12 protein-coding genes are annotated in these 12,989 nt (G+C 66.7%); 2 read left to right on the forward strand and 10 right to left on the reverse strand.

The window, feature by feature from the left end:
* Positions 1–23: 23 nt before the first annotated feature.
* The 5 genes from GRI58_RS13575 to GRI58_RS13595 form a co-directional block, all read right to left on the reverse strand.
* On the reverse strand, positions 24–416 hold the full coding sequence (locus tag GRI58_RS13575) for a copper-binding protein (protein WP_237452316.1): 393 nt from the start codon (positions 414–416) through the stop codon (positions 24–26).
* Positions 395–3,562: an efflux RND transporter permease subunit gene (locus GRI58_RS13580; protein ID WP_160754148.1), complete on the reverse strand. Its 3,168-nt coding sequence runs from the start codon at positions 3,560–3,562 to the stop codon at positions 395–397. Before GRI58_RS13580 ends, GRI58_RS13575 begins: the two co-directional genes overlap by 22 nt.
* A complete protein-coding gene (locus GRI58_RS13585) occupies positions 3,559–5,088 on the reverse strand; it encodes an efflux RND transporter periplasmic adaptor subunit (RefSeq protein WP_160754149.1) in 1,530 nt (509 codons plus the stop codon). Before GRI58_RS13585 ends, GRI58_RS13580 begins: the two co-directional genes overlap by 4 nt.
* Positions 5,085–6,293, reverse strand: a complete 1,209-nt coding sequence (locus GRI58_RS13590) for a TolC family protein (RefSeq protein ID WP_237452317.1) — start codon at positions 6,291–6,293, stop codon at positions 5,085–5,087. The genes GRI58_RS13585 and GRI58_RS13590 overlap by 4 nt, the downstream gene beginning before the upstream one ends.
* Positions 6,294–6,454: 161 nt before the next feature.
* On the reverse strand, positions 6,455–6,700 hold the full coding sequence (locus GRI58_RS13595; protein ID WP_237452318.1) for a hypothetical protein: 246 nt from the start codon (positions 6,698–6,700) through the stop codon (positions 6,455–6,457).
* A gap of 12 nt (positions 6,701–6,712) precedes the next feature.
* On the opposite strand from GRI58_RS13595, the gene GRI58_RS15460 reads away from it, so the two are divergent.
* Entirely contained in the window at positions 6,713–6,961 is a 249-nt protein-coding gene (locus GRI58_RS15460; RefSeq protein ID WP_202386992.1) for a hypothetical protein, read from the forward strand.
* Positions 6,962–7,000: 39 nt separating this feature from the next.
* Here the strand turns inward: GRI58_RS15460 and GRI58_RS13600 are convergent, their stop codons facing one another.
* Positions 7,001–8,983, reverse strand: coding sequence for a cytochrome c/FTR1 family iron permease (locus tag GRI58_RS13600; RefSeq protein ID WP_237452319.1), 1,983 nt, complete (start codon positions 8,981–8,983; stop codon positions 7,001–7,003).
* 39 nt (positions 8,984–9,022) lie between these two features.
* Positions 9,023–9,685: a cation efflux transmembrane domain-containing protein gene (locus GRI58_RS13605; protein ID WP_160754152.1), complete on the reverse strand. Its 663-nt coding sequence runs from the start codon at positions 9,683–9,685 to the stop codon at positions 9,023–9,025.
* An 82-nt stretch (positions 9,686–9,767) separates the two neighbouring features.
* Here GRI58_RS13605 and GRI58_RS13610 point away from each other — a divergent pair, with 82 nt between their 5' ends.
* Positions 9,768–10,178, forward strand: coding sequence for a MerR family transcriptional regulator (locus tag GRI58_RS13610; protein WP_160754153.1), 411 nt, complete (start codon positions 9,768–9,770; stop codon positions 10,176–10,178).
* 15 nt (positions 10,179–10,193) lie between these two features.
* On the opposite strand, the gene dmeF is transcribed toward GRI58_RS13610, so the two are convergent.
* The 3 genes from dmeF to GRI58_RS13625 form a co-directional block, all read right to left on the reverse strand.
* On the reverse strand, positions 10,194–11,177 hold the full coding sequence (gene dmeF / locus GRI58_RS13615) for a CDF family Co(II)/Ni(II) efflux transporter DmeF (RefSeq protein ID WP_160754208.1): 984 nt from the start codon (positions 11,175–11,177) through the stop codon (positions 10,194–10,196).
* Positions 11,178–11,322: 145 nt separating this feature from the next.
* On the reverse strand, positions 11,323–12,264 hold the full coding sequence (locus tag GRI58_RS13620; RefSeq protein WP_160754154.1) for a DUF2493 domain-containing protein: 942 nt from the start codon (positions 12,262–12,264) through the stop codon (positions 11,323–11,325).
* A gap of 295 nt (positions 12,265–12,559) precedes the next feature.
* Entirely contained in the window at positions 12,560–12,985 is a 426-nt protein-coding gene (locus GRI58_RS13625) for a hypothetical protein (protein WP_160754155.1), read from the reverse strand.
* Positions 12,986–12,989 lie beyond the last annotated feature (4 nt).

The raw sequence follows: 12,989 nt of genomic DNA on the forward strand, positions 1-12,989 counted from the left end.
CCGCCGTTCGGGCCTCCAGAGGACTACTTCTTGTCGATGGACGTGATTTCACCACCGTCGTCGGTTTTGCGGAATGCGAACGTCACCTCGTCGCCCTTCGCCACCTTCTGGCGTGCCGCTTCATCGGCCGAGAAGGACATGGTCATGGCAGGCCAGGCCACTTCGGGGATCGGACCATGATCGATGGTGATCGTTTCAGTGCCCACTGCTGTGACAGTCCCTTCACCATTGCCCATCTGCTCGCCCTGGTCCGACGGCATCCTCGACATGTCCGCGCCGCCCGTTGCCGTCTGGCCGTCCGCCATCTGGCCCTCCGCCATTGGTATATCGGCGGTTTGCTCGCTGTCGTTGCCGGCATCGCAGGCGGCAAGCATTAGCGGTGCGACAAGCATCATCAGGCAGGTCGAGGTACGCATTCTTCTTCTCCTTCGGATGGTTCGGACGCTTTTGTCCGGGGGCGCCGCATCAGCAGGTAGGCGGCGGGAAGCACGAACATCGACAGCAGCGGCGCGGTGATCATGCCGCCGATCATCGGCGCGGCGATGCGGCTCATCACCTCCGATCCCGCGCCGGTGCCGATCAGGATCGGGAACAGGCCGGCAAGGATCACTCCAACCGTCATCGCCTTGGGCCGCACCCGCAGCAGCGCGCCTTCGCGGATCGCCTCGTCGACCTGCTCGGCCGAAGGGTTGGCCGGTCGTTCCTGCAGCGCGCCCTTCAGGTAGATCAGCATGACCACGCCGAACTCGGCCGAAACCCCCGCGAGCGCGATGAATCCCACCGCGGTCGCGACCGACTGGTTGTAGCCGAGCAGGTAGAGCAGCCAGAAGCCGCCGGTCAGCGCGAAGGGCAGCGTCCCCATGATCAGCAGCGCCTCGTCGAAGCGGCGGAAGATCAGGTAGAGCAGCAGGAAGATGATCGCGAGCGTCGCGGGTATGACGATCTTCATCCGCTCGGCCGCGCGGGTCAGATACTCGAACTGACCGGCGTAGGCGATGCTCACGCCCGCGGGGAGATCGATTTCGGCGCCGATCCTGCCCTGCAGATCGCTCACCACCGAGGTGAGGTCGCGCCCGCGCACGTCGACATAGACATAGCTGGTCGGCCGTCCCTGCTCGCTCTTGAGCATCGGTGGTCCGCTGCTGACACCGATCCGGGCCACGCTGCCCAGGGTGATCTGCTGCCCCGACGGTGTCAGGACCGGCAAGGCCCTGATTTCATCGACGCTGTCGCGGATCTCGCGCGGATAGCGAACGTTGACCGGATAGCGCGCCAGACCTTCGACCGTGCGCGCGACATTGGCCCCGCCGATCGCGCCGGACACGATCGTCTGGACATCGGCGATACTGAGACCGTAGCGGGCCGCCGCGAGGCGATCGATCTCGACATCCACATAGCGCCCGCCGGACAATCGCTCGGCGAGCGCCGAACTCACGCCAGGCACTTGCCTGGCGACCTGTTCGATCGCCTGCGCCACCCGGTCGATCTCCTTGAGGTTTTCCCCGGAGACCTTGACCCCGATCGGGCTCTTGATCCCGGTCGCCAGCATATCGATCCGGTTGCGGATCGGCGGCACCCAGATGTTGGCGAGGCCCGGCACCCGCACCGTCCGATCGAGCTCGTCGACCAGCTTGTCGGGGGTCATGCCCTCGCGCCACTGCGCGCGGGGCTTGAAGCGGATGGTCGTCTCGAACATCGTCAGCGGGGCCGGATCGGTGGCGGTGTCGGCGCGGCCCGCCTTGCCGAACACGGTGTCGACTTCGGGCACCGACTTGATCAGCCGGTCGGTCCGCTGGAGCAACGCCGACGCCTGTCCCGGCGACAGGCCCGGCAGCGCGGTCGGCATGTAGAGCAGGTCGCCTTCATCGAGCGGCGGGAGGAATTCTCCGCCCAGTCGGCTCAGCGGAATCGCCGCGGTCAGGAACACCAGCCCTGCCATGATCAGCGTGACCTTGGGCCTGCGCATGACCCAGTCCAGGCCCGGCCGATAGGCGCGGGTCAGCCCGCGGTTGACGGGATTGCGCTCCTCAGGCGGAATCTTACCGCGGATCATCCAGCCCATGAGCACGGGCACGAGCGTGATCGACAGGATCGCGGCACCCGCCATCGCGTAGGTCTTGGTGAAGGCGAGCGGTGCGAACAGCCGCCCTTCCTGGGCCTGGAGCGTGAACACCGGAATGAAGGACAAAGTGATGATCAGCAGGCTGTAGAACAACGCCGGCCCGACTTCCTTTGCGGCATCGCCAATGACGCGCCAGCGTTCATCGCCCGCAAGTACGCCATCGGGGTTCGCATGCGTCCAGCGTTCGATGTGCTTATGCGCGTTCTCGATCATCACGATCGCCGCATCGACCATCGCGCCGATCGCGATGGCGATGCCGCCCAGCGACATGATGTTGGCGTTCACCCCCTGGAAGCGCATCACGATGAATGCGGCGAGCACGCCCAGCGGCAAGGTCACGATGGCGACCAGAGCCGAGCGCACATGCCACAGGAACAGGGCGCAGATCAGACCGACGACGATGAACTCCTCCGCCAGCTTGTGCGTCAGGTTCTCGACCGAAGCATCGATGAGCTTCGACCGGTCGTAAGTGGTGACGATGTCGACGCCCTCGGGCAGGCTCTTCTTGAGCACCTCGAGCCTGGCTTCGACCGCGGCAATCGCCGAGCGTGCGTCGGCGCCCTGCCGGAGAATGACGACGCCGCCCGCGACCTCGCCCTGGCCGTTGAGCTCGGCTATCCCGCGGCGCAGCTCGGGCCCGATCTGGATCGTCGCGACATCGCCGAGCGTGACCGGAATCCCGCCTCCCGCGACCCGCAACGGGATGGCGCGGAAGTCGGCGAGATTGCTCAGGTACCCCGACGAGCGCACCATGTACTCGGCCTCGCCCATCTCGATCACCGACCCGCCGGCTTCCTGGTTGGCGGCGCGGATCGCCTTGACCACGTCGGCGTGGGTCACTCCCAGCGACGCCATCCGGTAGGGTTCGAGCACGACCTGGTACTGCTTGACCATGCCGCCGATGCTGGCGACCTCGGCGATGCCGGGAATGGTCTTGAGCTCGTAGCGCAGGAACCAGTCCTGGAGACTGCGCAGGCCGGCCAGATCGTTGCCGCCGGTGCGGTCGACCAGCGCGTATTCGTAGATCCAGCCTACACCCGTGGCGTCGGGGCCGAGCGCGCTCGTCACGCCTTCGGGCAGCCGCCCCTGTACCTGATTGAGATATTCGAGCACGCGCGAGCGCGCCCAGTATAGGTCGGTTCCGTCCTCGAAGATCACGTAGACGTAGCTGTCGCCGAAGAACGAATAGCCGCGCACCGTCTTGGCGCCGGGAACCGACAGCATCGTCGTGGCGAGCGGATAGGTGACCTGGTCCTCGACCAGTCGGGGCGCCTGCCCGGGATAGTTCGAGCGAATGACGACCTGGACGTCGGACAGGTCCGGCAGCGCATCGACAGGCGTGGTCCGAACCGCCCAGAAGCCGGCGAGCGCAATCGCGACCGAGGCCAGGACGATGAACAGCCGGTTGGCGATCGAGCCTTCGATGATGCGGGCGATCATCGGTTGTTCGTCTTCGTGATGGCAGTAATGCGCGGGCTCTTGTCCTCTTGCACGAACCGGAAGCTGACGGTGTCGCCGGGCTTGAGGCCGCGCAGCTGCGTCGGTCCCCGGGCCGCAAACGTCATCGTCATCGCCGGCCAACCGAGCGCTTCCACCGGACCATGGCGCAAGGTTACGCTACGCGCGGTAATCTTCTCGATCGTGCCGTTTGCGCTGTACTCCTTCGGCCCCTGCCGCGGCGCCTGCTTGGTGTCGCCGCCGGAAGCACCCGCGGGCGCCACGTCGATTCCGCGGACGTCCAGCCCCGCCAGACTGGCTTCGGAATCGAGCAGGAACTGGCCCGAGGTTATGACCTTCTCACCCGGTGCGAGGCCGGCGAGCACTTCGGTCCGGCCATTCGCCTCGCGGCCGATGCGTATTTCCGCGGGGCGATAGCCGCCGCCCCGCTGCGCCAGCATCACCAGCGCGCGTTCGCCGGTGCGGATGACCGCTTCGGACGGGATGAGCACCGCCTCGCGGCGTGCAGGCGAGAGCGACACCTGCGCGAACATTCCCGGCCGTAGCCGCAGGTCGGGATTGCGCAGCTCGGCGCGGACAGTGAGAGTGCGGCTCTGGGCCTGCGCACTGGGCAGGATGGCCGTGATCCGGCCGGCGAATTTCTCGCCGGGAAAGGCGGTCAGGGTCGCGCTCAGCGGCTGTCCCACGTGTACATCGCCGGCGAGGATTTCGGGAACCGCCGCTTCGAGCCAGATCGGATTGAGGCCGGTGATCTCGGCGAGGGTCTGGCCGGCGGACACGCTCATGCCCGACCGAACGCCGAGCATGGTGACAGCGCCCGAGGAGGGCGCGGTGATCGTGATCGTGGAGCGCGGGCTGCCGCTGCGCGCGACCGAGGATATGACCCCGTCGGGCATACCGAGGAGCCGCATCCGCTCGCGCGCCGCGCGGGTCAGCGCTTCGTCACCTGTCGCGGCGACCGCGAGGTACTCGCGCTGGGCGCCGCCCCATTCGGGGATCAGCAGATCGACGAGCGGTGTTCCCTGGCGAATGATATCGTCGGGCGCGAGGCCGTAGGTGCGCTGCACGAAGCCGCTCGCGCGCGGTTGCACGATCGATACCTGACGGGCGTTGTAGGCGAGCGTGCCGGTCACATTCGTCTCGGGCTCGAGCACGCCGATCTCGGCCTGCGCCGTGCGTACGCCGAAATTCTGCACCAGCGTGGGATCGATGCTGACCCCGCCCGCGCTCGCCGCGTCTCCGCCGGTGCATTTCGCCACCAGCTGCATGTCCATGAAGGGCGATTTGCCCGGCTTGTCGAAGTGCTGGTCGGGCTTCATCGGGTCGTACCAGTACGCCACCTGCTCGCACCCCGATTCGGCTGCGGCCTTGCCGCCGCCGGAATTGCCGCCCGGCTCCTGACCGAGCGTTGCAAGGCCGTAACCGGCGCCAAGGCTCACGAGGGCGATCCCGGCGGCAAGCGTGTAGGACTTCTGACGCGGTGTCAGGCGTTGCCAGGCGGCCTTCATTGCATATGCTCCCGGTAGGTCAGTCGCAGTTTGGCGGCGGCTGCAACGGTCGCCTCTTCGCGCTCGAGGATTTCAAGTTCGAGCAGAGCCAGCGCGGTCTTGGCCGATACGACATCGATCAGTTCGGCGCGGCCGGCGGCGAAGCTGGCGGTTTCGAGGTCCGCCCGATCGCGGGCCAGAGGCAACAGCTCCTCGCGCGCGCGCTGCCATTGCCGGGCCGCGCTGCGCCAGGCCGCGAGGTCGGCGGCGAACTGCGCTTCGAGCGCGCGCAGCATGTCGGCCCGCTCGGCGCGAGCCGCCGCCGCCTGCGCTTCGGCCGCGGCTATGCGCGGCTCCTGCCGCCGACCGGCGAAGATCGGCAAGGTCACCGAACCCATGACCGAGACCACGCTTCCGAAATCGGGGTTGCGCCGGCCAAGGCTCACGTTGACGCCGAAGTCGGGCCGCTTGTCCGCACGGGCAAGGTCGATCGCGGCTCGCGCGCGATCCTCGGCCGCGTCGGCCAGGATGATCTCCGGGTTTCGCGAAAGCGTCGCCCGCAGCGTCACGGGATCAATGTCGGCCGATGGGACTGGTCCTTCTGCGACGGGTTCGGTCCCGGCGATGTACCGCCTCAGGCGAGCCTGCGCCGCTTCCCGGTCGGCTTCGATCCGCGTCCGCGCATCGTCGATGTCGAGCAATGCGCGGCGTATTTCCAGACTCTCCGCGGGACGCGCCGAGCCGGCCGCCACGGCGCTGCGCGCGACCGGCACCAGCTTGTGCAGGTCGTCCTGGGCCCTCGCGGCGAGCGCCAGTCGCTGCTGGGCATATGCGAGCGAGATCCAGGCCTCGCCCGTTTCGATCCGAACCATGTGTTCGGTATGCGCCAACCGGGCATCGGCCACGCGGATGTCCGAGTCCGCGACTCCCGTCCTGGCGTGGCGCTTGGCGAGATTGGGGAAGTCCTGCTCCACCCCGACTTGGACCTGCGTCGGAAGCTGCCGGTCGAGATCGAACGCAGCAGGTCCGGTCACCGGCAAGTTGACGATGCCCGCGCGCAGCCGCGGGTCGGGCAGTTCGCCGGCCGCTTCCGCGGTCCTCTCCAGGGCCTCGATCTCGAGCTCGCGCGCCTGCAGCACGGGCTGCTGCGTTTGCGCTGCCCGCAATGCCTCATCGTAGCCGACCGACTGCGCTTGGGCAGCCTGCGCGGCAAGCGCGGCTGCCATGGGCAGCCAGCAAATGCGCCAAAACATGCGATAAACCTCACTCGTTCAGAGCGCGCCGGGAAGACGGTTGGCGTTAGCAACGGCCGCAAGGACCGGTCAGACGCAGTCGTCCGCCCAGCTCGCGATCCGGCGCGTCGCGCATCGCGCGGCGCCGTTCGAAACTAGACGGTGAGGCAGGTTTGGGGAGGGGGCGACTCCGGACGCGCGGGCTCGCTTTCGAGCCGCACTGCGTTCGCAAGACCGTAGATCCGGGCGGCTGGAAGCGGGGTCGGCTGGGCCGCACCGGTATCGGGCAGCGCAAGCGGCGGCAGGCAGTTCATGGCGATCAGACACTCGATCGTCATGTCGAGGCAAGAGCCCTTGTGATCGGAGGAGTCCGCCATGCCCTTCATACGGTGCCCGGACATCGCCTGCTCAGCGTGAGTGCAATCGCCCATCGTCGCCATTTCGACCTGGGGCACCGCCGCGGCATTGGCCGCGACCTGGACGAACAGTCCGAAGCCGAAACAAACCAGAGCCAGGGCGCGCAGGAACTTCACCCCGGCGCGATAGACCGGGCATCCGGCAAGAGCAAGGCGAACACGATCCGGTTTGCCGCAGGTCGGCGCCTATCGGGACGTTTTCGTTCGATCCGCGGGCGGGTCATGCAGCGCGAGAGCGGCGGCTGAATCGCGCCATAGGTCCGGATCGGCCAGGAAAGCAGCGCATCAGTCTGCGGCCACGCGGCGACGATTGACCGCAAAGCCGAGGACGAGCGCGAGAAGGACGAGAATCTGCGCCGCGACCGTCTCGAGCGTGGGGAACAGGCCGACGATCGAAAGGCGCGGCACGAACGAGACGGGTGCGATATCGATCCAGCCTGCCTCCTGCAATGCGGCGACACCCTTGCCCGCGAGCACCACTGTCAACGCGGCCATCAGCCAGGAGCTGTAGCGGAAGAAACTGGCGATCGGCAGTTGCCGGCTGTACCGCAACATGGCCCACGCGACGCCGGCGAGCACGAGCACGGCGGCGACCGTTCCAGCGAGCATTGCCGCTCCGTTGCCCTGCGACCACAAGGCGGCAAAGAACAGGATCGTCTCGAACACCTCGCGGTATACGACCACGAAGGCGAGGCCGAACAGCAACCAGCCCGACTGGCCGCCAAGCGCCCTGGCGAGCTTTTCCTGAATATACCTCTGCCACTGGCCGGCCTGCGCCTTGCCGTGCATCCAGATGCCCACCGACAGCAGCACGACCGCCGCAAACAGGGAGCCGAACCCTTCGGTCAGCTCGCGGCTCGCGCCGCTGATGCCGATCGCATAGGTGGCTACCAGCCAGGTCGCTCCTCCGGCAACGAGAGCGCTCGTCCAGCCGCCGTGGACGTAGCGCAACACGTCCTTGCGGTCGGCCTTCTCCAGAAATGCCAGCATCGCCACGACGATGAGCAGCGCTTCGAGGCCTTCGCGCAACAGGACGGCAAAGGCGCCGGCGAACGTGGTGACGGCGCTCGACGCGCCGGGCGCGAGGGCGCGCTCGGCGTCATCGAGGAGCGTATCGATTGCTCCCGCCTGCGTCGCCAGGGCATCGGGCGCTATTCCGTCGCCGATCGCTGCCCGGAACGCGCCCATGCGCGTCTCGATATTCGCCATCAGTCCGGCGTCCTTGGCGCTGAGCAGCGGCTCGATGGGTTCGAAGCCGTCGAGATAGGCCGACAGGGCGAGCGCCTTGGCCCGTTTCCTGTCTCCGGAGCGGTAGGCGTCGACGCTTTCGCCGAGTCTGGCGCGGGTCGTGGCGATGGCTTTGCCGGCATCGCCCGAAGCCCGCGCCGTCACGGCTTCGGGATGGGCGCGGAGATAGGCCATGACGGCATCGGCCCGCGCTTGTCCGATCTGCTCGCCCAGCGCTTCGGGGGTGGTCGTGACCAGAGCCTTGAGGTCGGGAATTCTGGCGCGAATGTCGGCGCTGCTCTGCCACAACGTTTCGCCGCGGCGCACATCGGCCTGCGAAAAGGCGAACGCTCCGGCGCGGAAGGCGAGCGCCCAGCGATCCTCGGCAGGAAGGTCGCGAAAGCTCTGCATCGCGGTGCCGTCGATCCCTTGCGAGATGACCTGCTCGAGTGCCGCGAGGCTGCGCTTGCGCGCGCGGGCCGTGTCGGTGAACGCAATCGGCGGCGTTTCTAGCCCGGCAGCATCGGGCCCCTTGCCGTTCCCGCTCGCGCCATGGCAGGCGGCGCAATTATCGGCGAAGAGAGCCGCACCGCGCGCGACGTTTGGCGCTCTCGAAGGCGCGACCGGGACGGGATAGGCCTCGAGCAGCACGCCGGAGATCGTGTGGGACGTCGAAGCTATTCGCGCCGCCGGAGCTTTCGCGGCGATCTGGTCGTGCAGCGCGCGTGCCTCGCGAACGAGCTCGGCCTTCCGCGGCCGGTCGGGCAGTTGATCGAGCTCATCCGCGATCGTGGCCGCGAACTCCTGCATCTCGGCATATTCGCCGTCGCTGGTGACCTTGCCCCCCGACACGGCGCCCTCGTAGTCGACCGCTATGTAATCGAGGAGCTTCCACGTCGTACCGACCCGTTGGGCGGTCGCCGGCTCGAGCGCCTGGGCTGCCGCAGGCGAGGCCATGAGCCCCGATGCCACGATAATGAGCAGGATTGCCAGAAATCCGCCCAGACGGCGCACCATGCGATTCGATCCGAAATTCGTCATGTGGCGCGCATACACCCTGAAGCCACTACAGGGTCAAGGCTATTGCGACGCATTCTTAGAATGGACCTCGACCAATGTGCCGGACGAACGTGACGCTTCGGCGAGATCGCGCTGCGCGTGCCGCATGATCTGCCACCCGCCGGACAGGCCCAGCGCCGCCATGATCGCGGCGACGATGAGATCGGGCCAGGCCGTGCCGGTTCCGAACACGCCCGCGGCAGCGGCAACCACGGCGACGTTGCCGATCGCGTCGTTGCGCGAGCAAATCCAGACCGAGCGCCGGTTCGCGTCGCCGCTGCGAAAACGGAACAGCATGATCGCTACGGCGCCATTGGCGATCAATGCGATGACCCCCACGACACCCATCAGTTCGGCCCGCGGCACGGTGCCGTTCATCAGTGCGATTCCGGTGGAGACCAGCACGAACAGCCCCAGCAGCGCAAGCGTCGCGCCCTTGGCAAGCGCCGCCTTCGCGCGCCATGCAAGGACCGAACCGGCCACGCCCAGGCTGATCGCGTAATTGGCTGCATCGCCCAGGAAGTCGAGCGCGTCGGCCCGCAGCGCCTGCGAGCCCGATATGAGCCCCGCGCCGATTTCTCCCGCGAACATCGCCAGATTGATCGCCAGCGCGATCCACAGTGCCCGGCGCCACTGGGGATCGTCGGCGGGTTCATCGCTCGGCGCGCAATCACATCCTGCCATTGTCGTACCTGTCGGTGTTGGAATCGGTCATGGCGCCACCATATGCACCCTGAAGTCACTATAGGGTCAAGGGGCCGGATCAATGCGCATCGGTGAACTGGCACGCCGGACAGGCGTCCGTGTGGAAACGATCCGCTGGTACGAGAAAGCGGGGCTGCTCGAAGAGCCGGATCGCAGTGCCAGCAACTACCGTGAATACGACAAGGCGTCTCTCGACCGGCTCACCTTCATCAAGCGAGGGCGCGATCTCGGCTTCTCGCTCGATCAGGTCAGCCAGCTGATGAATCTCACGCGCAGCCCCGGGGAAAATTGCGCCACGGTCGATGCGATCGCGGTTCATCACCTCACCGCGATCGACCGCAAGATCGCCGACCTCACCGCCTTGCGACGGGAATTGACCGGGCTCGTGGACTCCTGCGCCGGCGGTTCGATCGGAGATTGCGATATATTGCGGGCCCTGTCTCCGGAAGGCGATCACGAATCAGCCCCATGAATTCGCAGGGAACGATCACGCCGCCCGAAGATGAGGATGCTCATGCACGCAACGGTGAACCTCGACGGTAATGTGGACATATTCGGCGTGCACCGCCAGCCGCGCAGCGTATTGCTCGGGCGATGCGGGATCGGCTGCGATCACTGAGGCAATCACGGCATATTTGCCCGGCCCGATCCGCCAGATGTGCAGATCACCCACCGCGGTATCGCCGTCTTCGAGTGCTTCGCGCACTTCACTGTAGCGTTCCGTCCCCGCGTCGGCATCCACGAGTACCGCCGCCGTGTCGCGCAGCAGCGTCCACGACCAGCGCGCAATCACAAGCGCTCCCACGATGCCCATCGCCGCATCCATCCACGCCCACCCCAGATAGCGGCCGGCGAGCAGCGCGGCGATCGCGAGGACAGAGGTCAGGGCGTCGGCCAGAACGTGGAAATAGGCAGACCGCAAATTGTTGTCGGCATGCGCATGGTCGTGATCGTGGTGATTATGGGCTTCGTGTTCATGCCCATGCCCATGTCCATGATCGTGGCCGTGGTGATGATCGGCTCCGAGCAGCCAGGCGCTCGCCAGATTCACCAGAAGACCCAGAACCGCGATCCAGATCGCTTCGGTGTAGGCGATCGCCAGCGGACTGAAGATGCGCTGGATCGATTCAACCGCAATGCCGACCGCGAAGATCGCCAGAACCAGCGCGCTGGCAAAACCGGCCAGATCGCCGACCTTGCCCGTGCCGAAGGTGAACCGCGGATTGTCTGCGTGGCGGCGCGCAAACCAGTAAGCGAAAGCCGCAACTCCGAGCGCGCCCGCGTGCGTCGCCATATGAATGCCATCGGCCAGGAGCGCCATCGAGCCGGTCCACAGGCCCGCGGCGATTTCCAGTACCATCATGGCCGCGGTGAGGGCGACCACATACCGAGTGCGCTTCTCGTGCGCGTCGTGCGAGGCGCTGAGGAAATTGTGGTCGTGGCTCAGTGGATTGGGATCGGAATGATGCATCTGCCCGCCATAGACGCGCGCGGGTTGCAGGCCAATCTCGAGTTCGCATGACACATCGCCTGCCGCGCGGATCCCCTACCGTGTCGTTGAGGAACTGGGCGCACCAGCGCCCGGATTGGTGCTGGTGCGCCAGGAAGCCGAATAGTCAGCGATCCGATTTCGAGACGCTCCCGGTCAGACCGCGCCGATCGACGACGGTGATACGTCGCGCCTTGGCCTCGATCACGAGCCGCTCGAGTACGCCGTTGCCGGGGAACGCGATCACGTAGCGCGGTTCGAGCTTGAGCATCTGCTCGTTGCGCTTGAACCCGGCGCGGGCGCCCAGCCTTCTGTCGAGCGAGAACACCAGCTGCTGGACATCGTGACGCTCGGCCCAGCTCGCGGCGATCCGGTCGACGCCCTTGCTGTCGCCGCCGTGCACGACGAACAGGTCCGGGACCCGGTCGCGCACCTTGTCCAGCGTGGCCCAGACATTTGCGGCGAATGCCTTGGCTTCGTCGGTCGTGGGAAAGGACGATCGGCCGCCGGCGAATACGACCGGCGTGCCTTCGGGCGTATGGGCCGCGCGGCGACGCTCGGCGCGAACCCGCAGAAAATCTCGGGCATTGATGACTGCGGAGGTAACCTGGGCGGAGTGGTTGGACCGGGAGCCGGTCATGGGACGCCAGGACGTTCCGATCTCGTCGAGATAGAGAGCAGCAGCGGTTTCGCGCATCCGTTCGAAGGCGATCATGGTCGCTTCGGCCGCCTGCGCGCGCTCGATCTGCTCCTCGAGATTGCTCGAATGGACTTCCGATCCGTCGGCACAGGCGAGCAAGGCGCGAATTTCGTCGCTCGCCCGGTCGAGCTGGGACGACTTGCGGCTGGCGGCGCGGTGGAAGAGATTGACGAAGCCCCAGGCGATATCCTCGGCATCGGCTTCGAGAGCGGTATCGGCGAACATCGCGAAGAGGTCCGACCAGGCCCCGGCAAGCGTCTGGTCGATCGCGTCGTCGCAGGGAAAATCGGTCTTGTCGAAAGGCGCGGGCTTGATGCTTAAGCCGGACAGGTCGAGGCCGGCGAGCTGTTGGATGAAGCTGTCGTACATGGTTCAATCTCCTGATCTGTTCGGAGGATCGGAGACGGTTCCTGATGGCCCCGGTCCGATCCGCCGGAGCCCGATCAGGGCCGGGACAAGGGGAAGGCGCACCGCGGGAGCGGGGAACCTGCGGCCCTAGGCTGGCGCGGGCCACACGGGCCGACGGGCCGCAGGTTGCGCCTTGACCCGACCGGCCCAGGGCCTCTCCCGGCGGACGGGCCGGAGCCGAATGATCGGCATCCTTTTTCGAAAGGATCGGGAGCGAGAATTTCAGCGGCGGAAGCACAGCGGTGAGGCACCGACCTCACAGTGAGGCGTCGCCGCGCCTGAAGATCGCTTCTCCGTTCGAGAAGCGTCCGACCATATGCAGCTCGCCGAACAGTTCGATGAACCTATCCGACACCTGTTCGAGCCATCGCCGCGCGCGCCCCGATCTCGGGTGCCGCCAGTCGGCGTCCCGATACGGGCCGTCCTCGCGCTCGACGAGCCAGATGGCGGCAAGTCCACCATAGGTCGAAACGCCGCAATCGGCGAAGGCGTTGCGCAGCACGATGCGGTCTTCGCGCCCGCGCCAGCCCTCGAAAGGCTGGAGCGACGGAAAGGTGCTTCGGGCAGTTTCGACGATATCGTCGACAAGGCAGTGATAGGCCCACGCCGCGTCGTCCTGCGTCTCGCCGACCAGACGAAACGCGACGATGGCCCCGTTCGGGTAGCTGACAGACCGTCCCATGGCG

Source organism: Qipengyuania algicida, assembly GCF_009828025.1.
Classification (GTDB): Bacteria; Pseudomonadota; Alphaproteobacteria; order Sphingomonadales; family Sphingomonadaceae; genus Qipengyuania; species Qipengyuania algicida.